At 43.0% G+C, this 26445-nt stretch carries 21 protein-coding genes; 9 read left to right on the forward strand and 12 right to left on the reverse strand.

The features are described 5' to 3' along the window. Positions 1 to 118 precede the first annotated feature (118 nt). From hisC to hisG, 3 genes are all read right to left on the reverse strand, one after another. On the reverse strand, positions 119 to 1198 hold the full coding sequence (gene hisC / locus M23134_RS17930; RefSeq protein ID WP_004156001.1) for a histidinol-phosphate transaminase: 1080 nt from the start codon (positions 1196 to 1198) through the stop codon (positions 119 to 121). Between the two features lie 520 nt (positions 1199 to 1718). Beyond that, positions 1719 to 2996 (reverse strand): histidinol dehydrogenase, encoded by a 1278-nt coding sequence (gene hisD / locus M23134_RS17935; RefSeq protein WP_004156002.1) that lies wholly within the window; start codon positions 2994 to 2996, stop codon positions 1719 to 1721. Between the two features lie 88 nt (positions 2997 to 3084). Then, positions 3085 to 3945, reverse strand: a complete 861-nt coding sequence (gene hisG / locus M23134_RS17940) for an ATP phosphoribosyltransferase (RefSeq protein ID WP_045113804.1) — start codon at positions 3943 to 3945, stop codon at positions 3085 to 3087. A gap of 242 nt (positions 3946 to 4187) precedes the next feature. On the opposite strand from hisG, the gene M23134_RS41215 reads away from it, so the two are divergent. Then, positions 4188 to 4325 carry a hypothetical protein gene (locus tag M23134_RS41215; protein ID WP_004156004.1) on the forward strand — a complete coding sequence of 46 codons (138 nt, stop codon included), beginning with the start codon at positions 4188 to 4190 and terminating at the stop codon, positions 4323 to 4325. Between the two features lie 835 nt (positions 4326 to 5160). Next, positions 5161 to 5808 carry a ribulose-phosphate 3-epimerase gene (gene rpe / locus M23134_RS17945; RefSeq protein ID WP_004156005.1) on the forward strand — a complete coding sequence of 216 codons (648 nt, stop codon included), beginning with the start codon at positions 5161 to 5163 and terminating at the stop codon, positions 5806 to 5808. Positions 5809 to 5881: 73 nt separating this feature from the next. Here rpe and M23134_RS17950 read toward each other — a convergent pair whose 3' ends face one another. Together M23134_RS17950 and M23134_RS41820 are read right to left on the reverse strand one after the other, a co-directional pair. Beyond that, positions 5882 to 7975 (reverse strand): DUF3857 domain-containing protein, encoded by a 2094-nt coding sequence (locus M23134_RS17950; RefSeq protein WP_004156006.1) that lies wholly within the window; start codon positions 7973 to 7975, stop codon positions 5882 to 5884. A gap of 24 nt (positions 7976 to 7999) precedes the next feature. Next, entirely contained in the window at positions 8000 to 8170 is a 171-nt protein-coding gene (locus M23134_RS41820; RefSeq protein WP_004156007.1) for a hypothetical protein, read from the reverse strand. A gap of 1222 nt (positions 8171 to 9392) precedes the next feature. On the opposite strand from M23134_RS41820, the gene M23134_RS38405 reads away from it, so the two are divergent. The 4 genes from M23134_RS38405 to M23134_RS17970 all read left to right on the forward strand — a co-directional run bounded on the left by M23134_RS38405 (position 9393) and on the right by M23134_RS17970 (position 13568). Beyond that, the gene (locus M23134_RS38405; protein ID WP_004156010.1) at positions 9393 to 9974 is read left to right on the forward strand and encodes a sigma-70 family RNA polymerase sigma factor; all 582 of its coding nucleotides are present in this window, start codon (positions 9393 to 9395) and stop codon (positions 9972 to 9974) included. A gap of 122 nt (positions 9975 to 10096) precedes the next feature. Beyond that, a complete protein-coding gene (locus tag M23134_RS17960) occupies positions 10097 to 10342 on the forward strand; it encodes a hypothetical protein (RefSeq protein WP_004156011.1) in 246 nt (81 codons plus the stop codon). Between the two features lie 42 nt (positions 10343 to 10384). After that, positions 10385 to 12754 carry an NHL domain-containing protein gene (locus M23134_RS38410; protein ID WP_004156012.1) on the forward strand — a complete coding sequence of 790 codons (2370 nt, stop codon included), beginning with the start codon at positions 10385 to 10387 and terminating at the stop codon, positions 12752 to 12754. A gap of 406 nt (positions 12755 to 13160) precedes the next feature. Beyond that, positions 13161 to 13568 carry an NlpC/P60 family protein gene (locus M23134_RS17970; RefSeq protein ID WP_004156014.1) on the forward strand — a complete coding sequence of 136 codons (408 nt, stop codon included), beginning with the start codon at positions 13161 to 13163 and terminating at the stop codon, positions 13566 to 13568. Between the two features lie 331 nt (positions 13569 to 13899). Here the strand turns inward: M23134_RS17970 and M23134_RS17975 are convergent, their stop codons facing one another. The 4 genes from M23134_RS17975 to M23134_RS17990 all read right to left on the reverse strand — a co-directional run bounded on the left by M23134_RS17975 (position 13900) and on the right by M23134_RS17990 (position 19783). Next, a complete protein-coding gene (locus M23134_RS17975; protein WP_002701467.1) occupies positions 13900 to 15087 on the reverse strand; it encodes an IS4 family transposase in 1188 nt (395 codons plus the stop codon). A gap of 353 nt (positions 15088 to 15440) precedes the next feature. Further along, complete coding sequence (locus M23134_RS17980) at positions 15441 to 17195, reverse strand: T9SS type A sorting domain-containing protein (RefSeq protein WP_004156015.1); 1755 nt, start codon at positions 17193 to 17195, stop codon at positions 15441 to 15443. A 715-nt stretch (positions 17196 to 17910) separates the two neighbouring features. Further along, positions 17911 to 18606: a peptidoglycan DD-metalloendopeptidase family protein gene (locus M23134_RS17985; protein WP_004156016.1), complete on the reverse strand. Its 696-nt coding sequence runs from the start codon at positions 18604 to 18606 to the stop codon at positions 17911 to 17913. A gap of 724 nt (positions 18607 to 19330) precedes the next feature. Beyond that, positions 19331 to 19783 (reverse strand): Lrp/AsnC family transcriptional regulator, encoded by a 453-nt coding sequence (locus tag M23134_RS17990; RefSeq protein ID WP_004156017.1) that lies wholly within the window; start codon positions 19781 to 19783, stop codon positions 19331 to 19333. 159 nt (positions 19784 to 19942) lie between these two features. Between M23134_RS17990 and M23134_RS17995 the strand changes: the two genes are divergently transcribed. Next, positions 19943 to 21112, forward strand: a complete 1170-nt coding sequence (locus M23134_RS17995) for a histidine decarboxylase (protein ID WP_004156018.1) — start codon at positions 19943 to 19945, stop codon at positions 21110 to 21112. Between the two features lie 250 nt (positions 21113 to 21362). Next, complete coding sequence (locus tag M23134_RS18000) at positions 21363 to 22157, forward strand: M949_RS01915 family surface polysaccharide biosynthesis protein (protein ID WP_045113807.1); 795 nt, start codon at positions 21363 to 21365, stop codon at positions 22155 to 22157. Between the two features lie 48 nt (positions 22158 to 22205). On the opposite strand, the gene M23134_RS18005 is transcribed toward M23134_RS18000, so the two are convergent. After that, positions 22206 to 23279 (reverse strand): hypothetical protein, encoded by a 1074-nt coding sequence (locus M23134_RS18005; RefSeq protein ID WP_157558534.1) that lies wholly within the window; start codon positions 23277 to 23279, stop codon positions 22206 to 22208. 117 nt (positions 23280 to 23396) lie between these two features. Then, the gene (locus M23134_RS18010; protein ID WP_004156021.1) at positions 23397 to 24545 is read right to left on the reverse strand and encodes a hypothetical protein; all 1149 of its coding nucleotides are present in this window, start codon (positions 24543 to 24545) and stop codon (positions 23397 to 23399) included. A gap of 166 nt (positions 24546 to 24711) precedes the next feature. On the opposite strand from M23134_RS18010, the gene M23134_RS18015 reads away from it, so the two are divergent. Next, on the forward strand, positions 24712 to 25077 hold the full coding sequence (locus tag M23134_RS18015; RefSeq protein WP_045113808.1) for a cupin domain-containing protein: 366 nt from the start codon (positions 24712 to 24714) through the stop codon (positions 25075 to 25077). 147 nt (positions 25078 to 25224) lie between these two features. Here the strand turns inward: M23134_RS18015 and cydB are convergent, their stop codons facing one another. Next, positions 25225 to 26262 (reverse strand): cytochrome d ubiquinol oxidase subunit II, encoded by a 1038-nt coding sequence (gene cydB, locus M23134_RS18020; protein WP_004156023.1) that lies wholly within the window; start codon positions 26260 to 26262, stop codon positions 25225 to 25227. Between the last annotated feature and the right edge of the window lie 183 nt (positions 26263 to 26445).

Consider the following 26445-nt stretch of genomic DNA (forward strand, 5'->3'; position numbering starts at 1 on the left):
GCCTTTAATTAGTCGCCATGGCTTTTGTTATATAAAGATCGCCCAAACTGTAAGCGTTCAAAACCTGTGTTTTGCTGCAATTAAAAATTAACAGGCTTGCAAACCTATAGGCTTGAGGCTACAAAAGCTCCCAACTCTTCAATAATTCAATGAAACGTTTATTTTCTGCCTCCGCACCCACCGATACCCGCAAACAACCCTCGCAAAGGGGTTGAGTAGAGCGGTTGCGTACAATCACCTGATGTTGCACCAGGTAATTGTACAATTCGTTGGGCTGTTGGGTACGAAACAAGATAAAATTAGTTTGAGAAGGAAATATTTTCTCGATAAAGTCAAACAAAGGCAGTTGCGTATACAACCACGCTCTTTGAGCTCGAATGCTTGCCACAAAAGCGTCTTTTTGGGCGACATTTTGTACTGCTTGCAGCCCCAACTCCTGTGTCACCCCGTTGAGGTTGTAAGGCGGCTTTACCTTATTAAGTAAATCAATGATCGGAGCGGAGGCAAAAGCCATCCCCAGGCGCAAATTTGCCAGTCCCCAGGCTTTCGAAAAAGTCTGCAACACCACCAGGTTGGGGTAACGGTCGATCAGGGCAGTCATAGAAGCGAAATCAGCAAAATCTATGTACGCCTCATCTACCACCACCACGCCCTCAAAAGCCTGTAAGATTTGCTCAAACTCAGCCGTTGAAGCAATGGCGTTGCCCGTAGGGTTGTTGGGGTTACACAAAATCAGCAATTTATACGCATGTTGCCCAACTGTGTCTAACAGCTGAGCCACTGGCAAGGTGAAATCTTCGTTGAGCCTGACCTGATCTACTGCCACATGGTTAATGTCGGCACTGACTTGGTACATACCATAAGTAGGCGGAGTAACCAGTACCCGGTCTTGCCCTGGGGTACAAAAAATTCGAAACAATAAATCTATAGCCTCATCACTGCCATTGCCCAGAAAGATGTTTTCTGGGGCAACGTTTTTTAGGGCACTTAGTGCCTCTTTTAGCTTTCGCTGATAAGGGTCAGGGTAACGGTTATTTGCCCCGTTACTGCCCACCGACCCCAGCGGGTTTTCGTTGGCATCTAAAAACACCAAGGGTTGTTCATTGCCCTCATCGTCTACCACAAACTCATCGCGTGCTGACGAATAAGGCTTCAAAGCCCAAATGTTGGGTCGTACCAGTTTTTCAATATTTTTCATTTTTTTTTTTAGTCCAGAGTTGGTAGTCGGTAGACCGTAGTCGCCTCGTGCCCATTAGGAATTTGAGAATTACGAATTACGAATGAGGCGAAGCCATTCGTAATTTAGTCCGTAGACCGTAGTTGCCTCGTGCCTATTAGGAATTTGAGAATTACGAATTACGAATGAGGCGAAGCCATTCGTAATTTAGTCCATAGACCGTAGTCGCCTCGTGCCTATTAGGAATTTGAGAATTACGAATTACGAATTACGAATGAGGCGAAGCCATTCGTAATTTAGTCCGTAGACCGTAGTCGCGCTCATTAGCTAAAGCAGAGCTCCCTTCGGTCGGCTTGTAATTGACCAATTCGTAATTAGCTTACGCAGAGCTCCCTCTGGTCGGCTTGTAATTGACCCATTCGTAATTTAGTCCGTAGACCGTAGTCGCGCTCATTAGCTAAAGCAGAGCTCCCTTCGGTCGGCTTGTAATTGACCCATTCGTAATTCGTAATTTCCTCATTCGTAATTAAACCATTCGTAATTACTCAAACCTTATACTTACCGCCCGTTGGTGCGCCGTCAGCGATTCGGCAGTAGCCATTGTTTCAATAGTTTGAGCAATGCTTTGTAAGCCCGGTTTGGTCAAGTGCTGGAAAGTGATTTTTTTATAAAAACTGTCCAAAGACACCCCACTAAATGCACGGGCAAAACTATTGGTAGGCAAGGTGTGGTTGGTGCCTGAGGCATAATCTCCAGCCGATTCGGGGGTGAAATTGCCCAAAAACACCGACCCGGCATTGGTCACTTGTTCGGCTACCTGTTCAAAATCCTGCGTGGCAATGATGAGGTGTTCGGGGGCATAAAAGTTACTAAAGGCTATAGCTTCCGCTAATTGGTCAAACACGATGGCTTTGCTGTTTTTCAAAGCCTTTTCGGCAATGTCACGACGCGGCAACGTAGCCACTTGTTTTTCTACCTCCTTCATTACCTTTTCGGCCACCTGGCTATTTGTAGCAATCAATACTACCTGGCTATCGGCGCCGTGTTCGGCTTGCGACAACAAGTCGGCAGCCACAAAAGCAGGCACACAGGCATCATCGGCAATCACGGCAAGTTCTGACGGACCTGCGGGCATATCTATTGCCATACCGCTTTTAGCCAATAAGGTTTTTGCTGTGGTAACATATTGATTCCCAGGTCCAAATATCTTGTAGGTTTGAGCAATGGTTTCAGTGCCATAGCCCATAGCCGCAATTGCCTGGGCGCCTCCCACTTTGTATATTTGGCGAATGCCCACCAAGTCGGCCGCAAACAAAATGGCAGGGTGAATTTTACCCTCGGCATTGGGTGGAGAGCAAAGTATGGCTTGTGGGCAACCGGCTATTTGGGCGGGCGCCCCCAACATTAGCACCGTAGAAAACAAAGGGGCGGTGCCTCCTGGTATATAGAGCCCCACCTTGTCTATAGGCACACTTTTGCGCCAGCAAGTAACCCCCTCTATGGTTTCTATTTTCTTGAGGGGTTCTTTTTGTGCCTCATGAAACACCTTGATGTTGTGGTATGCCTGACGAATGGCTTGTTTGAGTTCCTCACTCAAGGCAGTACTTGCCTGCGCTATTTCTTCGGGGCTTACCGCCAGGGCATCTACTTTGCTTTGGTCAAATTTTTCGTTGAAAAACTTCAGCGCAGCATCTCCTTCTTTTGCCACCTTGTCTAAAATTGCCTGTACTTGCTCTTCTATCACATCGGCTTGTATCACAGCGCGCGTGCATAGCTCACCCCATTGGCTACGGGCGGGGTTTTTTATGATATTTTTCATATAGGTTCTTAAGAGCGGCAAGCCACCAGCGACAAGCAGCAAGCAGAAGTACATCCCTTGTGGCTTGTGGCTCGAAGCCTGCGGCTAATTACACAATCATTTTCTCAATAGGTACAATCAAAATTCCGCCAGCGCCTTTCTCCTGAAGCTGGTCAATAATGTCCCAGAAGTCATCTTCATTGATGACCGAATGTACCGAGCTCCAGCCTTCTTCGGCAAGGGGCAAAATGGTGGGGCTTTTCATTCCAGGGATAATCGCTGTGATCTCGTCCAGCTTATCGTTGGGGGCATTCATCAAAATATACTTGGTGTGTTTGGCTTTTTTGTATGCCTTTACCCTAAACATCAACTTGTTGAGCAGGGCGCGCTTGTCAGGGCTTAGGTTTTGGTTGGCCACTATTACTGCCTGCGACTTTAAGATAGTTTCTACCTCTTTCAAGCCATTGCTCAACAAAGTACTGCCCGTGCTCACAATGTCGCACACGGCATCGGCAAGCCCAATACTGGGGGCAATTTCTACCGAGCCATTGATGAGGTGCACTTCTGCCTGAATGTTCTTTTTCTCAAAAAAACTTTTCAGCGTGTGTGGGTAAGAGGTCGCTACTTTTTTGCCCTGAAAATACTCCAGTCCTCCGTAGTCGGCTTCGCGGGGCACTGCCAAAGACACCCGGCATTTAGAAAAACCAAGGTAGTCTACCACATCTATAAACTTGTTTTTTTCGATGTGTACATTTTCGCCAATAATGCCTATGTCCACCACGCCATCTTCTACATACGCCGGAATATCAGACACCCGCAAAAACAGGATTTCACAGGGAAAATTGGTGGCTTCTGCCTTGAGGCGGTTGCCGTAGGTGTTAAACCTGATGCCGCATTCTTTGAGCAATTCTACCGATTTGTCGTATAACCGCCCTGATTTTTGGATAGCAATGGTAATTTTATCTTGCATGAGTATTGTGATGTTTAGATAGTTTTTGTCAAATAAAAAGAAAATCAAGCCATTAGCTACAAGCCACAAGTGTTAGTGCCTAAAAGAAGTTTGAAACTAAGGCAGGCTTGCGCCAAATGTCTAATATTATATCATACCAAGCCACTAGCGAATTGATCAACCCAAACACGGATTTGATCAAAAAATAGGCGTGTGTTTAGCATACGAAGCAGTACAAAGCGCCTGACTCTATTCTAAACTGTATGAAAGTTAACAAGAAAAATAAATGTGAAACTGTTTTGTATGCCTGTGGGTTTTTGAGAAAAAAGGCAAGACAAGAATTAATGGCAATGATGATGCGCCAAATGATGGGGGTGGTGATGGATGTTAGCGGTGGCTAAAGGGGCAATGAATGTAACAGCAGACGGGGTGTTGGTGTCTGGGTCCTGGGAGTAACCACAGGAGAGTTGAGCAAATAGGAAATTTGTTGTTTTCATTGGTCTAATTACAATTATCTGTGTTGTAATGTTGAGCAAATATAAAATAAAAGAAGTGGGATTTCCTATATTTGCGCCAATAAAAACGAGCTACTACAGGTCAAATGGTATTTTGTGAATACATAAATGATTGGCTTGTAGTGCTTTATCTCGTTGTTATCAAAAGGTTAATTTATGGGGGGAGTTAGTAGCTTTTACAGCCTCAAGCTTTTAGCGACAAGGTTCTAGTGCATTGGGGATTAAATAAGTTGCCTATTAATTTGGATGAATTTTGTTTTCTGACGAGTCGTGAAAATGGCGGATAGCCATAGCTATCTAACTTTTTTACGAGGAAGTTAGGGGGCAAAAGTCGCCAAAGAATATGTGAGTAACTTAGTTCCCAATGTACTAGGTATTAGGCACACTCACTATGTTCTGATCCTTAGGGATAGAGCATAAAAAAAACACGCGTGAGCTATTTGCGACAGGCTAAAGGCTTTGTTAAGGAAACAGCATTGGGCTATCGACCATTGACTGAATGCTTTTAATTACGCTTTTTGTAAGTCACTGAAAATCAGGGTAATAAAAAAGTGTGGTTACCTGTGAACCGAATCTACAGCAATTTGCTGTGATGAGCTCAACGCAGTTAAACAGGGTCTAGCTAAGGACTTGCGACTTGTCGCTTGAAGCTTGCCCCTGCAGGCGCTATAGACTATTTATCCCCCCAACATCATCATTAAATTTTATATAATATATTATTATGGCACCTATTATTGCCCCCTCTATTTTGGCAGCAGACTTTGCCAATATTCAAAAAGAAGTAGAAATGTTGAACGAAAGTTCGGCAGATTGGATCCATATCGATATTATGGATGGTATGTTTGTGCCTAACATTTCGTTTGGTATGCCAGTGTTAGCGGCTATTCAGAAACACGCCAAGAAACCGTTGGATGTGCACCTGATGATAGAGCAACCCGAACGCTACGTAGAAACTTTTAAAAAACTGGGTGCCGACACTATTTCGGTGCATTATGAGGCTTGCCCACACTTGCACCGCAACCTGCAGCAGCTGCGCGACTTGGACTGTAGGGTAGGGGTGGCGCTCAACCCACATACCTCGGTAGAGCTGTTGGCAGACACCCTACAAGACATAGACCTGGTGTGTATGATGTCGGTAAACCCTGGGTTTGGCGGACAAAAGTTTATTGAGCAAACTTACCAAAAAGTACGCAAGTTGCGGGCGATGGCAGAGGCACAAAACACCCCTTTGCACATAGAAATAGATGGAGGTGTAAACAGTGAGAATGCTCCCAAGTTGATTGAGGCAGGCGCCGATGTATTGGTAGCGGGTAGTTTTGTGTTTCGCGCCGAAGACCCCATAGCAACCATTGCCGGGCTTAAGGGGTAGTTTTTGAGCAATAAGTAATGAGCGACAAGCCGTGAAGTTCTTCTAACGGCTTGTCGTTTTCTTTTAAAATTGCTCATTGCTTTTTCAGCAAAAGCTTTTGTTGGGTAAACTGATGCGCTGCCTTGAGAAAAGCCCTTATTTTGTCCCATTGTGTTACTGGCTCATAATAGCGTGTGTAGTATTTGTAGGTAGTAATTACCAATCGTTGAGCTTGTAGTGTTGCCGAGCTCTCGAACCCTCCTGTTTCGTTGGTTACCTTTTTTTGTAGCTTGTCTATCCCCTGTATAGTATAGCCTTTTGGCAAATGGATGATTAATTCGTTTTTAAACGATCTGGCGTAAGGCATATACACATCATACACTCGTTTTTTCTTAAGTATTTTGATGTCTACCTGCTTGCCAATGAGCCTGCCTGCCTCAAAAATATAGTTTTGTCCCACTTTTTTGGCTAGGTTAGGCATCACAAACTCGCTTTCAAACCTGAGCCGTGGCTTGTGGTGCCAAATGCCGTTTTCGATGACGTTGAGTTGGTGGAGTGCTACCAGTTCATTGTTGTACTCTGCCTTAAGTGTGAGTTTGAAGCCTGCGTTGCGTTCTTCGTTCATGCGTTGACGTATGCGCTGGTTTTTGGCGTTGTTGCTTTGTATTTTGGTGCCATATTTAGGAAAACTCTCTTCAATAATTTCGTAAGGATTCACCATTAGGGTTTGGTATCCGCTTCGGCTGGCGCCCGCCAACACCGTTTTTTGTTTTATCCTCAACGTTTGCAGGGCTTCTTCCATCCATACCTCGGTGCGGTAGTAGGTAGTGTGGTAAGGGTGCCCCGGCAGAGGCAGACGTATCTTGCTTACTTTGCGCTGGGGGTGGGGTTTGTGTAGGGGCAAGCTGTAGCCTTGTACTCCCTGTAGCTCAGGTCTTATTTCGCCAAAGTAGTCATACAACACAGGGTTTTGCAAATAATAGCTTTGTTTGCCGTTGACTTTCAACAGCAAAGAGGCTTCCTGAGGAATGATCCAGTCGGCGAGGCGGGCAATCTTGCGCGACACCGCCACCACTACTTCGTATTCAAACTTGTACTTGTTTAGCCAATATGCCATGATGTTTACAAAGTCCTTGTCTGTTTTGATACGGCTCAAGTCTACCTTCTGAAACACAATGGCTTGCTCAAGCATGCTTATTTGGTATTGGTGCCTAAAGAAATAATAAGCCTCTTTTAGTTTTTCTTCATTGCTTAGCTTTCGCTTGTTGCTGGCTTTTAGGTAAGCCTTAAATTTTTTGTAGAAATCAACCGCTGCCTTGCTTTTTTTGGGGTACTCTTGCATAGAGTTGAGCACATCTGCCGGGGTAATGCTAAACTTAGGCTTGCCCTTTTTGCCAGTAAATTTCTGAGGGCTAAAAAATACCTGAAACCTGACCGTGGGCACCGATCGCTGCTCTATAAACCACAGCGACTTGCTCAACTTTTCGCGGTTGCCATCGCGCAGCAAATACAAATCTTCCTCCTCATTATACACAAAGTCAGGGGCATTGTTCAAAGCCCGCACATTCAGGTAAATGTTGGGGTCTATAGCCAGCACTACTTTTTGGCGCACCGTAGGGTAGTCGCCCGCCAGCAAAATAGACATTTCGGGCAGTTGGGTAGTAGTGGCAGCGCTTAGAATCTCTTTCGAGAAAATGTAATAATCTATGACATCGCCCGGCACCAGGTCAGGAATCGCCAGTTTTTGGTAAGACACCGTCTCACTGCCTTTTTGGGTTTGCATCTTGACCGATTCGCTCAGCGGAATTTCTTTTTCTACCCCACTGGGTTTGATCACCTTGATGCCAAAATAGAGTTTGTCGCCCCAGGTATGGTCTATTTGTTTAAAAGTAAACTCAGAATATTCTTCTACTGCGGCTTTATCTATCAGTTGGATGCGTTCGCGCAAATAAATGCGCTTATAAATTTTTTGTGAACCACTTTTTCTGCCATACTCAAACCTAAAACTCTTACCCAATATTACCGCCGATTCTTTGCTCCATTTGGTGGGCGCGGCAGTGGCGGTAAAATCAGCGTCAGGCGTGCCCCATATTTCCTGCCTTACTTCTTTTGCCGCAAACGACAATTGTTGGGCGTGCAAAGCGGGCAAAGCAAGCCAGAGCAAAACAAATAAAACCTTGTACTTCATTATGAATAGTTATCTGGTGGTCATTCAGTGAGTAATGTTTTCAATATAAAAGATATGAGGGGAAAAAGGAAATTTTATGGAGAGGGGTTTATAAGTAGCAGCATGCCCCATGTATTTTTGACGCAGGCTGTTATAGGCAAAAGGTCTCCAATGCCTTAAGTGTACCGTCATTGCCTCAGCTCGTGTCTTCACCATAGCCGTCAGGTTAGCCTCTTTTTTCCGCCGTCGCTTGTGTCTTCACAAGAGACCAGACTGTCTTTGGGCGCTTTTTTTAGAGACTCAATCGGCGAGTGGAGACACTCGCTGAGGTAATGGCGGTATTTTTAGGGTGAATTTTCTACACTTGTTTGCTTAACCTGACGGCTATGGTGTCTTCACGAGCTGATCGAAAATCGCCAAAACTTGGGTACTAGTAAAAAAATAGTAGCCTGACGGCTATGGTAGAGACACAAACCGAGGCGAAAAAATAGTGGGGTAGAGTAGGCATAATGATATGTATAGTGCCAAGATTTTCTCTTGTTTTTAAACGAAAGTTAACGCTTAAGTTGCAAAAAACTTAGACCAGTGGAGACAATGTACAGGATTTTTTCGTCAAAGGACTATTTTTTTTCATTTTTAATGACTTGAAAATCAGCAATAGTAACATCTGTGTAACTAATGGCTACAAATGTAACTACTTTCATTTACAGATGATACGCTGTTTCTTTGTGGCGTAATAGTAACACAATAATAAATAGACCATTGTCCAAAAAGATACAATGAAAATCAGGTTTTCTCATATATGCAAAAAAAGAAATAAGTGGTGGATTTTTGCTTCAAAACTTACTTATCATATTTGAGAATGCTCCCCAGTCAGTTTCCGGCAAGGTTTCCAATGAGTCTACACTTCAGACCGCCAAACTCACCAAAGGCAATTTCTTAACACCAACAAGTGGTAGTAGGTGAGTAGTAGTGTATGGAGTTATATAGTTGTATAGTACTACTTTTAGCAAAATAACCGTCTGCAAAAGCTTGTCTAACCGCCGTATTGGTATAAAACCTTTGCGGCTTGCTATAAAACTACTTGCGTATATTGAGGCATTTCTCATAGATTTGACCATTAAAAAATATCAATAAAAGATTACACTATAACACAATTGAATGCTAAAAAACACCCACAAATCATCATTTATTTTTAATGTTTGTGGGTTTATTATTGCCCTTAGTGACCACCATTTTCACCGATTTGCGCTTAAGTTTATCCACAAATGACCACCTGCTCTTAGGGTTTGTTGGTTTCTTTTTGTCTTCATAAACAACCAGCTTTGCTGTCTTTTTTATTTACACTTATCAGGTAAGTTGTATTATACATATAATATAGAAATGCGATTTAATAATTGTATAATACAACTATGCTTTAACCAAAAATACAATCAGGATGAAATTTGAAAAAATCTGGAATCAGAATGAACATTTATTGTTAAGCCTTATCAAAAAAAAGGTGCATAACGATGTCTTGTGCAAAGACATATTGCAGGAAGTAGGCATTAAACTTCACCAGGGATTGGTGCAACAATACCCAATAAAAAACTACCAGACCTGGCTTTTTCAGGTAGCCCGGTACACCATCATAGATTTTTACCGCAAAGATGAGGTACACGCACGATTGACTACCCACGACATACCCGAGGGTATACTGGAAGCACCAACCATTACCCCTCTTTACAAATTGTCTGAGTTTATTATTGAACACTATTTGCCCAAAGAATATGGTACTCCGTTGTTGTTGAGCGACTTGGAGCAAATACCCCAAAAAGAGGTAGCCCAAAGGCTTGGTTTAACCCTTACGGCCACCAAGTCACGCATCCAGCGGGCGCGAAAAAAATTTAAAGAAGCATTCAGTAATTTTTTTGAAGTAGAACAAAACGATAAGGGGCAGATAGTGGACTATCACCTGAGAATGGATGTAAAACAGCCGCAGGAATTACTCAGGGAGTTGGAAAAATTAAAATTATTTTGAAAAAGGTTGCGTCTTTTGCCGCCCTTGATCCGACTAAACAAATACAGCACACAAATCAGGTATCAGGTGGTGTTGTTAAAAATCTAAATTGAATCAATCATTATTTAAATCAATCACTGCTCATGAAACAAGTATATATCGGAGATTATCATAAGCGCCAGTTGCGCAAGGCGTCTGCCCAAACGGGCGTGGTGGACACCAGTGTAGCCACAGATACTCTGGATGACGATAGAAACAAACGGATAGTCAACCATGCCAGGTTTTTTAGCCCGGCTCACTTGGCTACAGGCGCCCACAACAAAAAGCAGGTAACAGAAGCCAGACCCACTCGAATTCGTGAAATCACCCGGACAACTGTTCGAAAATAACCATTTTATACAAAGCTTGGCTTGACAACAAAACATCATACAATGAAACAAATATACTATTTTTTTATTACACTTTTGTGTATCGTTAGCCTTGAGGCATCGGGGCAAAACCAGTACAAAATCAACACGGTTTTATCTAATTACGACAATATTTGGGGGGTAGCGGTAGATGCCCAGAACAATGTATACGTAACCGATGCGGAGCGAAATCGGATATACCGTTTGGATGCCATTACAGGCGTACGTACCATCATAGCGGGCACGGGCACCGAGGGCTATAGCGGAGACGGAGGACCCGCCACCGCTGCCATGTTAGATTATCCAACGGGCATCACAGTAGATGCTGCCGGAAACGTTTATTTTGCTGATGGGAGCAATGATGTGGTGCGTAAAATAGATGCCACTACCCACGTGATTAGCACCATTGCCGGAAATGGCAATCGAGGGTTTGCCGGAGACGGGGGGCAGGCAACTGCTGCTCAACTACATTTTCCAAGCGATGTTGCCCTGGATACTGCGGGCAATATCTATATAGTAGATCATAGAAATGACCGCATTAGAAAGGTAGACATCACCACTGGGGTAATCTCTACCAAAAAAATCATGGGCGATGTCTACGATATAGCTTTGGATGCCAACAACAATATTTATGCCGTCAATGATGTTGATAAGTACGTTCGTAAAATAGATGCTACTACAGGCAGTATCACCATTTTTGCGGGCGATGGCAACGCACTCAATGACGGAGGACCTGCCCACTTGGCAAGCCTTCGCAATCCGAAAGGCCTGGCGATTGATGCCGCAGGCAATGTATACATCGCCGATGTTTTGGATGACCGCATACGCAAGGTAGACGCCCGCACGGGCATCATTACTACCATTGCGGGTACGGGCGCAGGCGGTTACAGCGGCGACGGAGGAGTGGCGACAAGTGCCAGAATTAACTACCCATTCAGAGTAGCAGTAGATGCATTAGGGAATGTATATTTTACAGATTGGGATAATGATGCCCTACGTAAACTTACTCCTTTGCTTCCCCCTTTGGAGGTAAAGCAAGGGGTGGCGGTGGTGGCCAACAAAAGCAAGGTTGATTTTGGCAGCCAGGTGTTGAATGCTACCAAAAAGCTGGAGTTTGTCATCAAAAATAAGGGGAAAGACACCCTTTTACTCACCAACCTAAAGGTAACAGGCGACTTCAGCACTGCCGATGCTTCTTCGCTGACAGTGCCCGGCCAAGACAGTATTGTGATCCAGGTGGCTATGAATACCAGCAGTCCGGGCGACAAAGCCGGGGCTTTGAGCTTTTTGAGCAACAACTTGGTGCACGCTAGTTTTGGGCTTCAACTGACCGGAAAAGTAAGGAACGATCAAACGATTAGCTTTGGCTTGGGCAGCGATGCCACCAAAAAGGTGGGCGAGGCTGCTTTTGCCCTTACTGGCACTGCCAGTTCAGGTTTGGCGGTCAGCTTTAGTAGTAGCAATACTTCGGTGGCCACCATTTCCGGAAACCTTGTTACCATTGTAGGGGCAGGCACTGCCACCATTACGGCAACCCAGGCAGGCAACGACAATTATGCCCCCGCCCCCGCAGTAGCCCGTACATTGACCGTAAACAAACACGCCCAGGTAGTGAGCTTTGATCTGGGCAGCGATGCCAGCAAAAAGGTGGGGGCTCCTGTGTTTACCCTTACTGGCACCGCCAGCTCAGGTTTGGCAGTAAGCTTTAGTAGCAGCAATGCTTCGGTGGTGATTGTGTCGGGGAACCTGGCAGTCATTGTAGGGGCAGGCACCGCCACCGTTACGGCAAATCAGGCAGGCAATGAAAAGTATGCGTCTGCGCCCGCCATTGCCCGTACATTGACAGTGACCAAAAAAACTCAGACGATTAGCTTTAGCCTGGGCGACCATGCCATTAAAAACATGGGTGACCCCCCTTTTGAGCTGATGGCCACCGGGAGTGCTTCGGGCAATCCTGTCACCTTTACGAGTAGCAATACCGAGGTAGTGACTATTTCGGGAAATATGGCCACTATTGTAGGAGGAGGCACTGCCACCATTACGGCAAGCCAGGCTGGAGATGCCGCCCATGAAGCTGCCCCGGATGTGGCGCATACCCTGACGGTGAACCTGGTGTCTGCTTTGTCCGAAGATCCTACCCAGGAGCGGGTGGTGATGTTTCCTAACCCGGTGTCGGGCAGTGCTTTTTTGACGGTATTGTTGGGCACCAGGGCAAAGCACGAGAAAGTAAGCCTGCAAATGTTTGACCGACAGGGCAAAAAAGTACAGGAGCTAACCCCCGCCTTACAAAATGGCAAAGTTCGGGTGCCGGTGGGTGGTCTGGTAGCGGGTGTTTATACCCTAAAAATAAAAATAGGAAAAGAGTTGATTACTCGTCGATTAATAGTTTACTAGCCTGATAACTTACGGCGAGTTTCAAAAAGCTCCTTTGTGTTTACAAAGGAGCTTTTTTTTATTTAATGAGGTGAATTACGAATGGGCGCAAAGCTTTTTAATTACGAATTACGAATTGGCTCAAGCGACGCTAAAAGCCCCCTACAAACAGCCAAACAAAAGCTAAAGGCTCATCGTAGCTCAAGAAAAAACTATCGTTTACCGACTTTTAACTACGCTTTTCATAAGTCAATGAAAATCAACGTGATAAAAAAGTGTAGTTACCTGTGAACCGAATCTACAGCAATTTGCTGTGATGAGCTCAACGCAGTTAAACAGGGTACCTAGAACCTAGCACCTAGCCGCTAGAACCCTGCAGGCGCTATGGACTATTGTTTTAAGAAAACATACACCTATACTCTATACTATGATAGACATTCCTCCTCATTTTTTTGAGGTTACCTACCAAGGTGCTCACTACCCTGGGTCGCCCAAAGTAAACGGCTTGCAGGGTGGTGCCAATTGCCAGGTGTTTGCCTACGAGCTGTTGCGTCACCACGGGCTGAAAGTGCCCGATTTTCGCTCAAGCGATTTGTGGGAAGACACCATACATACCCAGCAAGTAACTCATCTACAGCCATTAGACATTTTGTTATGGAACAAAACTCCTAACTCGTGGGGTGCCCACGTAGGCGTATATATAGGCAACAATCAAGCAGTGCACTTGTCTAAAGTCAACCATACGGCGGTTATCTGGACACTGGAGCATTTTCTGGAACAACCTGCTTACAAGGTGTTTATTGGTGCCAAACGAATATTAAACAATGATGCATAGCCTCGATAGGGGCAAATCCTTAGGTGCCGATGTATATTGGTGTGAGTGATCTTTCATAAATAATTTGAGCCATTAAAGTGTATCTATTGCCCTCATTCTTCTCAAAAAAAAAGCTTCATAGCTTTGGCTATGCACCGTTTTTTTTGAATCGTCTGAGAACAATATATTTTCTTGAATTGGCACATCTTATTTTTTCCAGATCACTTAGATATAAGCGGGCTATCAAACTGGGTTTTAGGGGGTGAATAAAAACGCCCCGCATTTCAACCTTAAATCCGTATAGCCTTATTATTTTTCAATGTTGAATTAGGGCTGTTCAGAGAAATATTATCTATTCTCTTTTCAGTCTTTTTTTTGCTTTTTTTAGAAACCATTGACTCAGGTCTGGACTTTCCATCATTTCTACTATAATCAAAAGATAGATGTCTTCCAAAAAGAGTTTTTTGGCTCTTTTATATGTTTTGATGGCATTTTTTTGTTTAAAAATAAGGATCATCATTGCTGCAATAAGCTTTACATAAATCATTACTTTTATAGCATTCAGATCATTACAAACAAAGTGTGTAAGGTTCATTTCTTGTTTTAAAAACCTGAAAATCACTTCTATATCCCATCTCATCAAGTAAACCTGAGCCACCACTTCTGCGGGTAAATCCCAAAGATTGCTCAGGATAAAAAGGTGCTTCCCCGTTTCCTTAACTCTAAACTCTATCAACCTAAACTCATGCTCCATTGAATTGGTAGGTTGTCCACGCTCAAATAATTGTACAACACTGTCTTGTATAAAGTCTAAATCAGGGTGGTGGCGATCTAGGAGCTGATGAGGACGATTCACCTGATAACGGGGCTTTTTACCTATATTGGTCACAAACTGTATAGATGCTTCATCAAAATCTTTAAACTTACGACGCCCTTTCAAACCATTATCAAAAACTATAATATCTTGGGAACTGTGTTTTCCCAGATTAATTTGTTCTTGCAAGGCGGTTTCTTCACTTAAATGAGCCTGATCTTGATGGAAACTCACACGGAGACCAAAACCATCAGTGTGCTCAGTAGTCAGTTTTACTTGAAATTTATTTTTAGATGTATTACCTACTTTCATTCCTTGTAATAAATGACCAAATACCTTAATCAAAGTAGAGTCGTAACGTTTGATATGGTAATCAAGAAGCTTTTTCTCTCCATATAAAGCATGAGCTTCTGCAAAAAAATGTTCATATACCTGCTCGATAAAAGGAAGCTTGATATGCCGCAAACGTTCCCGAATACCAGTCCAACCAGCCATTTGTTCGACCATCTCAGATGAAAAACTTTGAAATATAGGATTGCTCATCTCAGATGATATTTCCCGAAGGCTAAGACGCTCATTGTTTAACACGCTGTATAGCAGTAGCTTAATAAATAGTTTGCCTGGTAATTTGCTTACCCACTTATCTACATCAGTAGACTGACTTAAGTTATCAAGCAAATCATCAGGTAGAAGGGAAAATAAATCCGAAACGCTAACTTTACCCATAAATTTAGATATAAGGAGAATGAAGATGAACCAATCAATATATGTTAAAAAATTTCTCTGAACACTCCTAATGTTGAATAATTGATTATCAGCACCCCTGCCTTGGGCAGTGTATCCACGCCCGATCGAAACCTCGAACTTTGCAAGCTTCAGAGGGGGTTCTCAAAAAAAAATGATGTTTTATACCTGCCAGGTATGACAAGCTTGCTCCGAGGACAAGCTTGGAGTTTTGAAACTTTCTCAATAAAAGGGCATAAGTTTATAAATACCGATGCTTTCGGTACGAGAGACGCTTGCGCCAGATAGTGTAGAAAATTGGCACGCATTGCCAATGCGCGCCAAAAGAGTTTTGATTAGTTGATCGCAAAGCGCACTGTATATTGTTGTTTGTTGGCACCCACTACCCGCAATACATACAACCCTGGCTGACAATGGCTCACATCTAGTTGCCATACATTGGCACTGCTGCTTTTGCTTACCTGAGGGGTAAATGTTGTCCCCAACACACTGACTACTTCAAAATACACGTTTTTTTGCAGGCTATTCGGTAGTTTTACCTGCAAACGACCTTTATGTTGGATAGGGTTAGGAAACACTTCTATAGCTACTGCGTCTATTGCCTGCTGAACAACTTGTTGGGTGGCTCGTTGGTGAGCCGCTGTGCCCACTATAGGCGTTGCTACTGCCTGTGGAATCGCCCCATCCAATGCCCTGTTTTTTTGCCCTGCTACTTCATTGTACACAAAGCGCCCATACACTGGGTAATGATCAGACAAGTCGGCAAACACATCTCGCCACTCGGTATTTTCACCTTGGTTGGCATTGTTTACCATGGTAGCCCTGGGACAAAAGGTGCGTTGAAAATGAGTTACTGGCTCATACAGTTGAGCATCGGCAGCGTTGGTATAGTCCCAAAACAAAGCGTAATCTAACTTCTGTTTGTCGCCACCATACACATTTTCTGCCCCAATGGTATAAGGCATGGGGCCTTCCCTTGCCGGGATAAAAGCTTGCAAAAATGTGCGCAAATCGTTTTGCTTGTCCTCTCCTATATTAAAGTCACCCAACATAATGATTCTGCCTTTGCCCCCGGTTTTGCGTAAAACAAAGGCTTTCATGACTGTAAGTTGGTCGCGGCGTACCTCCTGGCAGGTGTTCGTTGAGCCTGCATACAGGTGGGTGTTAAACACATGGTACATTACCCCGTGTTTATTGATTTTAGCATAGTTGATTCCCTTTGCCGCAAACAAGTTTGCCTGGGTAAAGTTGCAAGAGTTGTTAGAGCTAAACACTACCTGGTCTTGGGCAATGATAGGGTACCTTGAGGCAATAAAACTACCGCCATCTTCAGGAAAACCCGACGCGTCGGTTACCTTGGTAGTGCTCCAGCCGCTGGCTTGTAAGTTGTTTTTCAGTTGTTGACGACACTCGTTGTCAAAAGCCTCTTGAAAACCTACCACCTCAAAGTTTTGGAGGCGTTTTGCGGCAAAGGCGTGTCGATTGCAAATGCTTCCGGCAAACAAGCCATACAAGTTATAAGACACCACATTGAGCGTATGTGGATTGGCATAGTCTGCCCCAGGTACTGGGTTATAGTCTAACTCATCCAATACATACACAATGTCGTCGTAGCCACCCGTGTATACCATACGCATAGAAAGCTGGTAACGCTTGCCCTGCATCATAAAAGTACGGCGATGGATGCTACGATTGCTTTGCAGCCCGGTTTGAGTGCTTGCTTGGTTGCTTCCTGCGGCAAACACGGCAAATTCAGACCACATAGTGCTTCCTATCCAGTTGCCATTAAGCTTGACCCCCAACCGTAGCCGATGGTTGCCGGTGGTAACCGTCAGGTAATGCCAAAAATCTACTCCATTAGAAATGCCAGAGTTACGATTGGTCCACAAAAGCTCACGTTTGCGCCCGTAAGCAGGCACATACTTCACTGGCAAACCATACTGTTTATTGAGCGTCAGCGTTCGTCCCGCGCTTTGGTAAGTGATGTTTAGCTCCAGCTCAGTATTGTTTTGTAAATACACGCTGGTTGCTGCCATTGCCCCCAGGCAAGTCAGGCAAACCAGACAAAGGGTTAAGAAATGTTTTTTCATTTTGTTTAGAAGATGTTTAATTTTTAATTGATGACTAAAAGTAACATTTCCTAGAACAAATAGTAACTTTTTGACTGATAGTATAATTGTTTATTAATAAATGATAACAATTCCTTCATACTAAGCTAAAGACACCCCACCACATCTTGCTTTAAGGTTTACCTTCACCCAATAAAAAAAACCTGCCCATATTAAAATGGACAGGCTTTAACAATCTAAACTTAAAAACTAAACCCTATTTGATAGATAGTCGCCTAAAAAAGCGATCAACTACTACACGCACAAATACATGGGAATGGCTCAAACCAAGGAAGTTTTTTTGGTGGAGTCCTTAGGTTCTGATGTTAAGTTGGGAGCTTCTATAGCCTAAAGCTATTAGCCTTTCCGTGCTGCGGAGTGGGGTAAAGCTTCACCAACTTAACTTCTCTGAATCAAGTTTGGCTCACAACTACGAGCTTGCTCTCGGAGAACTATAGGCTTGTGCCTGATGTAGTAAATTCAAGATTGTCTATTTGTTTTTTGCAAAAACGTGAAAGCGGTACGCTTTCTCAATAAAAAGGCACAAGCCTGCTATCTGTTTTATAATACATTGATTTTTAAATACTTATAAAATCGGTATATAGAAGTTGGGAGCTTCTATCGCCTCGGGCGGTGTCTCCACGCCCGATCGAAGTTAAATTAACATAAAGTCTGGAGACTTGCGCCAGATAAGCAACTAAAAAGGAATGTTGAGCACCAAATTAGGATCGGGGCATACCTCCAGGTAATAATCGCGCTCCGACTTGTTGGCTACCCCAATAAAATCTCCCTTTTTGCCCAACATATCGGTAATGAGTTGAAAGTGCAAATGGGGTGTCCAACTGCCGTTGATTTCAGCCACTCCCAGAGTAGCTATTTGTTCGCCTTGCGCTACCTTCTGATCTTCGTATTTGCCATCCAACGACTCCAGGCTCAAGTGCCCATACAAGGTATAAAAAGTAAGTCCTTCTAATTGATGCTCTAAAATAATGGTAGGCCCATAGTCAGCAAAATTGTTGTTGTTCTTAAAACTGTGTACCCTACCCTCGAGCGGCGCAAAAACCGGGGTGTTGGCAGGCATCCAAATATCTATACCGAGGTGAATAGAGCGTACCTCGTCGGTAGAGTGGTACTGCTCGCCTCGTTGGTATATCACCCGCTCTTCGTTGTAGCCTCCGGCGGCTACCCTTACATTGGCTTCTTTGAGTTTGCCCCATACATAATCGTCCATTTTTTTTACCGTACTAAAGTCAGCATTTTTAAGTTCAGGGTTGTTTGCCGAAAAATCAAAAGTAAGAAAGTCTTCTTTCTGAAAGTCTACCGGCACCGTAGAGGCAAAGTTGTGTTGGTGTTTTTTTAGGGTTTCAATGAGTTCTTTTCTTGAGTATGTCATATTTATTTTGGTTTAATTGAATGTTTTTTGTGTGGTTTAGCCTTTTTTTGAACTACGATTAGCTTTAGCCATTAGCCTTTTCTTGAGCTACGATGGGTTTTAGCCTTTAGCTTTTGTTTGGCTGTTTGTAGTGGGCTTTTAGCCTTTTCTTGAGCTACGATTGGCATTTAGCCTTTAGCTTTTGTTTAACTGTTTGTAGTGGGCCTTTAGCCTTTTGAGCCTTTAGCTTTAAATTATCATATTTGCGAATTAGTTAGGAATCGGTAATCTGTAGTTTTAGCTGCGCTTTGCGCTCATTCGTAATTTAGTCCAGAGTCGGGAGTCCGTAGACCATAGTTTTTTAGTGTCGCTTCGCGCCCATTCGTAATTGATTCATTCGTAATTCGTAATTAGCTTCGCAGAGCTCCCAGCGGTCGGTTCGTAATTGATGCATTCGTAATTGATGCATTCGTAATTCGTAATTGACCAATTCGTAATTAGCTTCGCAGAGCTCCCAGCGGTCGGTTCGTAATTGATTCATTCGTAATTGATGCATTCGTAATTCGTAATTGACCAATTCGTAATTAGCTTCGCAGAGCTCCCTGCGGTCGGTTCGTAATTGTTCAACTCGTAATTAACTACGCTTGCACCCATTCGTAATTAGCCAAGGCAGAGCTCCCTCTGGTCGGTTCGTAATTAAACCATTCGTAATTGATTCATTCGTAATTAAAAAGCTCTTGTTGCTTTACAGCTGATACATTGTATCGTTTTTTATTTCCTCCATCACAAATGAGCTTTGTACGTTGGATATGCCCTCTATCACCGACAACTTGTCTATCACAAAGCGTTGGTACTCGTTCATGTCGCTCACTGCCACTTTAAGCAAAAAATCATAGTTACCCGATACATGCTGACATCCCATAATTTCGGGTAACCGGGCAATTGCCTGTTTAAAGTTTTCTATCAGAGGGCGGGCGTGATTTGCCAGCGAAATTTGACAATATACCTTGATGGGTTTGCCTACCTTCTGACCGTCCAAAATAGCCACATATTGTTTGACATACCCTTGTTGCTCTAGTTTTTTTATTCTTTCGTAAGTAGGCGATACTGAAAGCCCTACCTTATCGGCAATTTCTTTGTTGTTTTGCTTAGCGTTTTGCTGTAGTTGCATCAGTATTTTTTTATCAATTGCATCCATGGCAGAATATTTTTCTAAGATTGAAATTTAAATATAATAAATCAATAAACAAAAATGGCTAAAATCCATTTTAACAGATTTATTTTTCAACTTTCAATATTATAATAATTTTTAAACCTGTAATAACTAAATTTGTAGAAAAATAAATGGTTTAAAGGTATGACTACTACATTCACTAAAAAAGATTTAACTATTGCCGATCAGCAACGTCTGCAAACATTAGAGCAACACATAGAACTGGCACGCGACTATTTTTTGGGCTATCCGGTGTCCAAGGATTTTGATTTTTCTGAAATTAACCACTTTTTAAACTTTCCGATCAACAACATAGGCGACCCCTACGAACAAGGCAGCACCTACCGGGTACAAACCCACGAACTGGAGCGCGAAGTCATACGCTTTTTTGCCAAGTTGTTTCGTGCCAACCCTCAAGACTACTGGGGGTATGTAACCAATGGTAGCTCAGAGAGTAATTTGTATGGTTTGTACCTGGCGCGCGAAATGTACCCCAAAGGAATGGTCTATTATTCAGGGTCTACCCATTACAGTGTACGAAAAAATATTCACTTACTCAACATTCCAAGCATTGTTATCCGCTCGCAAGACAACGGAGAAATAGATTACGAAGATTTTGAAAACACCGTGAGAATGAATCGCCATAAGCCCGCCATTGTGCTTGCTACGTTTGGCACTACCATGCACGAAGCCAAAGATGATGTAACAAGGCTTAAGGGTATTCTTAAAAAACTGGCAATTCAAGATCACTACATTCACTGCGACGGAGCCTTGGCGGGTACTTTTGGGGCTTTTATAGAGCCTCGCTTACCGTTTGATTTTAAAGACGGTGCTGACAGTATCTCTATTAGTGGGCACAAGTTTGTAGGCTCGCCCATTCCGTGTGGAGTCATTGTTACCAAAAAATCTAATCGCGACCGCATAGCCAAGGGCATTTCTTATATAGGCTCGCTAGACACTACCATTACTGGGTCGCGCAATGGGCACAGTCCATTGTTTTTGTGGTATGGTCTCAAAAAAATGGGAGAAGAAGGACTCAGGGCACGCTACCTGTACAGCCTCGACATTGCCCGCTATTGCGAAAACAAATTGAAGGAAGCTGGCATCACTGCCTGGCGCAACCCCGAAGCAATTACGGTGGTGCTACCCAAAACTACAGAAAGCATCAAGCAAAAATGGCAACTTGCCACCGAAGGCGACATGTCACACATTATATGTATGCCTAATGTAACCAGAGCACAAATAGATGAGTTTGTCGAAGACATTGTAAATAGTGAAGAGGAGGCAGAAGAGGAGTTTGAATTTGAGTTTTAGCCAGTAAGTACCGAGGCAGAATTAAATATACCTAATGAGTAGGCGTAACAGCCATATTATGAATTACCCTTACTTGTAGCTTATGGCTAATTACTTGCTGCTACTTACCTCGCCGCTTTTTAGTTGGTCTACTATTGCCTTCTCAGATGGGGCGATCAACTAAATAAAACGAGCACATTTTTGGATTTAATAACCGAAGGACAATATATTAGGTCTTTCGGTTTTTTTATTACCAAATATGGATACACCTATGAAGAAACTTGCAATGATTGTATTACTGTTGGCAGGTGGGCTAACCGCAGGCTGCGACAATGGCAAAAAAAAGAAAAAAACAACTACCAACGATACAGTGGCCACTAAGCCCAAAACAGACAAGACAGATGAGTCTCAAACGACGAAGGAGGAAGCCTTGTTTCAGGACGTAAAAGGAGACAATCCTTCGATAAAACTGGAGATACTGCCTTTTGATAAAAACAAACTCCCCAAGCTCATGCAAAAGTATAAGGGTAAACTGGTAAACGGCGGGCATTGGCGCGACAAAGGGGGCGAGCATTGGGTACTATTGACCGAGACAGGCAAAATAGAAGAGAAAAAAGGTAAAACTGATACCAGCGGGCACCTGATAGAGGAGCCCATGGTAAGCGCAGAAGCCCACGCTTATTTTTGGGTAAAAAAACACGACTCTTATATCAATTATCGTCGAGATTATTGGATTGAAAAGTGTGGTCCTTTTGATGTGTTGGCTGAGTTTCTGCCCCAAGGTTTTAGCATTACCGATGTAAACAATAACGGAAAAGCCGAGGTAACTCTTACCTACAAGCACTATTGCAGAAGCGACGTAAGCCCCGCTAACCTGACACTACGGATGATAGAAGCAAAGAAAATGTATGAAATGCATGGGACTACCAGGCTACGCACGGGTACCCAAGAAGATGCTTATGTAATAAAAAGTACTCGTAAGGCAGGTACTTTTATTCAAGCACCTGCTACCTTCCATACACACGTAAATGAGGTGTGGGAAAAAGTAGAGGAAGAGAAGCTTTAGGAAGCTTTCGCAAAAGCTTTTGGCTGGCATGCATACTTTTTTAAACTGTTAAAGTCCCCAAAATTTAAGCATCGGAAAAACATCAGACAATGTAAAGGTTTCTTCGGTTTTTTGGGGTTTTTCGTGGCGCATGCCGCGCAAATAACGTCGCAGTGCATAACGGTCTTCTATCTGCCTCAAAAAAACTACATGATGATGCAAATCCTCTAACCAAACAGCCCGTTGTTCGGCAAATTTTTGTGCCACCTCTTCGGCAGAGCTCCCGCAATAGTCAGCATATATATTGAGCATGGGTTCGGGCGGATTTTTCAACATTTTAAGCTGAATTTCCTGCTCCATTACCTGCCGCCTAAGTGTTTCATTATATGCTTCTAACTGCTCTTTGTCTAGTTTTAGGGTGGCTGCTTTGCCTGCATATTGGGTTTGCATGCGCAGTAATTCAAAAAAATCGTTTGCCTTGTATGCCTTGGTGAGTTGTTGCATCAGCTCGTTTTTTTCTTCCTTCCTGGTCACATCAGCTTCTGCATCGGGGTGCAGTGTTTTGGCCAGGTGTGTATACAAGGTACGGCTTTGTTTTTTCAGGTCGGCACCCGCCAAAAAAACCTCCGATTCGCTGACTGCTTTGGGCAATTTTTTACTCAATTCTTTAAAACTATCCCAATCCTCCAGGTCTAGTTCGTCTGCGTCTACCCCAAAACTATCTTTTACAAAATCTCTGATAAACTCATTGGCAGCTTGGTTAGCTTCTTGTTCCTGGGCATCATAAGGGGTAGAGGCATATTTGTCATACACGGGCTTTAGTTGTTTGCGTCCTGCCTGACTAATCAGAGCAAAACCTTCCTCTAAAATCATTGCCGTCATCTGGCGTTTTTCATACATACTATAGTAAAACATCTCACAGGCTTCGTCCAGTCGCTCTACATACGCCTGGCGGCAATCTATCACCTGCTCTTGCAGTGGCGTTATTTCTTGGTCTATGCGTACTTTAGCTGCTTCAATCTGTCGTTCTACCTCGGCTATTTCGGTCTTTAGTTCACTTATTTTCAAAATGTACGCATTAAAAGTAGCCTGAGCGTCGTTCAACTTTGCCTGTTGGCTAATAATAGGTAGTGTTTTGTCCATAATTTTAATCCATATTTCTCCGCCCACCAAAGATGAACAAATGCACCAGGCATGCGCTTTTTTTTGAGGTGTATTAACCGCCAAATAGTATACTTATTGAAAGACTAAGGCACGAGGTTATACCTCAAAAAAACCATCAAAACCAAAAAAATCTTCTTCAGGGGTGGGCTGTTGTACAAAGTCCTTGAGGTATTTGCGTAACTTCTTCTTATCGCTCACATACTTGTTGGTGTTCTTATACATTTTCAACTCATTGTTTGCCCTGAGCACTCCTACCATAAACTGATCTTTCAAATAAGTTTTGGTCATATCTATGCTCTGAAAAATCTGGTTGAGTGGTGGAGGTGGGTACATCAGCATGTATTCTTCTTGCTGCAAGTCACGCACTTGCTCCATCAAAATCTGGTTGTAATATACCAGCTGATCATTTTGTAGGTTTTCTATGTTAGTCTCGCCTTGCTTGTATTCAATTTGCAAGCGCAATAATTCAAAAAAATCGTTGTTTTTATAAGCCTCCGTCACCTTTTTCATAATCTCGGTTTTACGGGCTTTCTCGGTTTCGTCTTGCTCTGCATCAGGGTGCAACTCTTTGACCAAACTGGTATAAATAGTACGACTGGTTTTGCTCAGATTTTGTGCTTCTTCCTTCATCTTTTGCTCCCGTTCGTCTTCTTTTTTTTGCTGAGTTGTAGTTTTTTTGCGTTGCTTTCGTTGCGCTCGATACGCTTGCTCCCGCTCTTCCATTTGTTTCATCACCTCTTCTTGCAGGATAAAAAAAGCTTCGGGATTATCCAGGTCACCCACATCGTCTACTTTTACACCAAACATTTCTTCAATAAATGTTTTGGCGAACACCTCGCCAGACTCCTTATCATTTTGTATACTAGTGGCATAGTCTACTTCAGCATGTTTATCGTGCAACGCTATCAGTTCGTCCATACCCAACTGTTGAATGAGCTCAAAAGCTTCTTGTTCAATAATTTGGCTGATGATTTTTTTTTCTTTTTTCTTAAAAAATGAATCTGTGTATGACTCGTCGAGTATTTTCAAAAACGCCACTTTTTCTTCTACCATCTGGTCTTCGATGGGCATAATTTCTTTGTGAAAACGCACAGTATAAGTATCGATGCGTTCCTTGAACAAGTCAATTTTCTTTTTTAGGTTTTTGATCCGTTTGGTGCGATAATTAAATTGTTTTTGTAGCTTAGATAAAGGGCTTTGGTCTTTCTTGCTAATTACTGGTACAATCTCTTTATTATTGCTCATGGGTAAAAAGGAGTTAATTTATTAAATGCAGCACAAAACTAACTAAAAAAACCATCTTTTAGAGGAGTTAAAAAGCTTTTTAACCAAACACAGAGGTAATGGTCGTACTTTTTGGTTTTTGTTTAAAGCCAATTATGAAAGCCCACCACCAACGATCAACCAAACAATGATGATAAACTTAAAAGAAGCATTTCAAGAGGTAGAAAAGTATTTTTCACCCAAAATTATAGGTGAGGTAAATGATGTATATATAAAACTTGCCAAGATCAAAGGAGAAGAAGTTCCCTGGCATGCCCACGAGCATGAAGACGAGCTTTTTTATATTGTAGAAGGCTCCCTTTTGATGCAAATTGAAGGCGAAACGCCTTTTACTATGCACCAAGGCGATATGCACATTGTAAGCCAAGGGCTACAACACCGGGTATCGTCTCAGAACGAGTGTTTGGTCATGTTGATCGAGAACAAAACGACAGCACACACTGGTAAAGTACAAGCGGCTATTACCAAGTCGGTAGAGGAACAACAGTATTAAGGGCTTGTAGCTTGCTTGTTGTTTGGTTCTTTTAACTATGTTTTTTATAAGTTTCTGAAAATCAGTATTATACAAAAGTGTAGCTCCCTATGGAATAGGGAATAGCACCGATATTCATCGGCATCTAGGGACTTGCCCCTGTCGGGGCTAATAACTATGCTCATCCAGTTTCACTTTCCCTTTAAATGTTTTATAGACAAATATAGTATACCCCAACACAAGCGGAGCGCCAATGGCTACAAAAATAAGCATAATGCCCATCGATTTGGTTGATGAGGCAGCTTTGTATACATCTATATTATATTGAGGATTGAGGGTAGAAATTAACAAGGTGGGGTACAACTCTATGGCCACCAGTACCAACAGAAAACCTATAGTAAGCGAAGAAAAAAAGAAGGCATATCCGTAGTTTTTTTTGCTGGCAAGCCGGGGTACATTGGCTATGCTCAAAAAAGTAAGTACAGGTACGATAAACAAACCAGGGGAAGATTTAAAATCATCGGACAAGTGAGGAATGTAAAGCAAAGTATAAAGTGAGGTAATGCCAAATATGACCATAAAGCCTATGATGGCACGTTTGAGCAAAAGGGTAAGTTTGGCGTACAAGCGCCCTTCTGTTTTGAGCAAAAGATAAATAGCCCCGTGTACCATAAACAACGCCAGCGTAGTGCAGCCTGTCATCAAGGCATAAGGATTGAGAAACTCAAAGAAACCTGTGCCCTGGTATTGGTATTTTTCATCTATGGCAATGCCTTGCAATACATTGCCCAGTACTACCCCCAACAAAAAAGCAAGCATAATACTGGACACACTGTAGCATATATCCCAGGTTTTACGCCAAAGTTTGCCTTCTTCTTTGCTGCGAAATTCAATGGCAATTGCCCTAAATATAATAAAAACCAAAAACAGCATAAAAGGGGTATACATGGCCGAAAGTAAGGTAGCATACAATACCGGAAATCCAGCAAACAGGGCGCCACCCCCAATCACGAGCCATACCTCGTTGCCGTCCCATACTGGCCCAATGGCATTGAGGGCAATGCGTCGGCTTTGTTCTTTTTTGAAAAATAAATGCCAGGCACCCGCTCCAAAATCAAAGCCGTCAAGAATGGCATACCCTGAAAAAAGCCCCCCTACTACCAAAAACCACCAGGTGGGATAATCTATACCTAAAAAAGTTTCCATAGTTGTTTATTGATCTTTGTTGTTTGTAAAAGCGTTGCCCACTACCTGAGTAAAAGGCCTTTGTTCGGTTGTGCTTTTGTCGTACGTAAAACGGAACAAATAAAATGAGCCAAATTTGGTGCAATATTTTAGTTTCAAGAAGTCTGGAGCTAGAAGGTTAGTCAAATGGCTCAGGTTATTTTG

It is taken from the genome of Microscilla marina ATCC 23134, assembly GCF_000169175.1.
GTDB classification, from domain to species: domain Bacteria; phylum Bacteroidota; class Bacteroidia; order Cytophagales; family Microscillaceae; genus Microscilla; species Microscilla marina.

Bases quoted from the DNA above. Each gene is read 5' to 3' on its own strand.
- M23134_RS17990 (WP_004156017.1), bottom strand. From the start codon at position 19,783: ATGGATGCAATTGATAAAAAAATACTGATGCAACTACAGCAAAACGCT.
- M23134_RS18005 (WP_157558534.1), bottom strand. From the start codon at position 23,279: ATGGACAAAACACTACCTATTATTAGCCAACAGGCAAAGTTGAACGAC.
- M23134_RS17960 (WP_004156011.1), top strand. From the start codon at position 10,097: ATGAAACAAGTATATATCGGAGATTATCATAAGCGCCAGTTGCGCAAG.
- hisC (WP_004156001.1), bottom strand. From the start codon at position 1,198: ATGAAAAATATTGAAAAACTGGTACGACCCAACATTTGGGCTTTGAAG.
- M23134_RS41820 (WP_004156007.1), bottom strand. From the start codon at position 8,170: ATGGTGAAGACACGAGCTGAGGCAATGACGGTACACTTAAGGCATTGG.
- M23134_RS17985 (WP_004156016.1), bottom strand. From the start codon at position 18,606: ATGACATACTCAAGAAAAGAACTCATTGAAACCCTAAAAAAACACCAA.
- M23134_RS18000 (WP_045113807.1), top strand. From the start codon at position 21,363: ATGAAGAAACTTGCAATGATTGTATTACTGTTGGCAGGTGGGCTAACC.
- hisG (WP_045113804.1), bottom strand. From the start codon at position 3,945: ATGCAAGATAAAATTACCATTGCTATCCAAAAATCAGGGCGGTTATAC.
- cydB (WP_004156023.1), bottom strand. From the start codon at position 26,262: ATGGAAACTTTTTTAGGTATAGATTATCCCACCTGGTGGTTTTTGGTA.
- rpe (WP_004156005.1), top strand. From the start codon at position 5,161: ATGGCACCTATTATTGCCCCCTCTATTTTGGCAGCAGACTTTGCCAAT.
- M23134_RS18010 (WP_004156021.1), bottom strand. From the start codon at position 24,545: ATGAGCAATAATAAAGAGATTGTACCAGTAATTAGCAAGAAAGACCAA.
- M23134_RS17975 (WP_002701467.1), bottom strand. From the start codon at position 15,087: ATGGGTAAAGTTAGCGTTTCGGATTTATTTTCCCTTCTACCTGATGAT.
- hisD (WP_004156002.1), bottom strand. From the start codon at position 2,996: ATGAAAAATATCATAAAAAACCCCGCCCGTAGCCAATGGGGTGAGCTA.
- M23134_RS17970 (WP_004156014.1), top strand. From the start codon at position 13,161: ATGATAGACATTCCTCCTCATTTTTTTGAGGTTACCTACCAAGGTGCT.
- M23134_RS41215 (WP_004156004.1), top strand. From the start codon at position 4,188: ATGAAAGTTAACAAGAAAAATAAATGTGAAACTGTTTTGTATGCCTGT.
- M23134_RS38405 (WP_004156010.1), top strand. From the start codon at position 9,393: ATGAAATTTGAAAAAATCTGGAATCAGAATGAACATTTATTGTTAAGC.
- M23134_RS17980 (WP_004156015.1), bottom strand. From the start codon at position 17,195: ATGAAAAAACATTTCTTAACCCTTTGTCTGGTTTGCCTGACTTGCCTG.
- M23134_RS17995 (WP_004156018.1), top strand. From the start codon at position 19,943: ATGACTACTACATTCACTAAAAAAGATTTAACTATTGCCGATCAGCAA.
- M23134_RS17950 (WP_004156006.1), bottom strand. From the start codon at position 7,975: ATGAAGTACAAGGTTTTATTTGTTTTGCTCTGGCTTGCTTTGCCCGCT.
- M23134_RS38410 (WP_004156012.1), top strand. From the start codon at position 10,385: ATGAAACAAATATACTATTTTTTTATTACACTTTTGTGTATCGTTAGC.
- M23134_RS18015 (WP_045113808.1), top strand. From the start codon at position 24,712: ATGATGATAAACTTAAAAGAAGCATTTCAAGAGGTAGAAAAGTATTTT.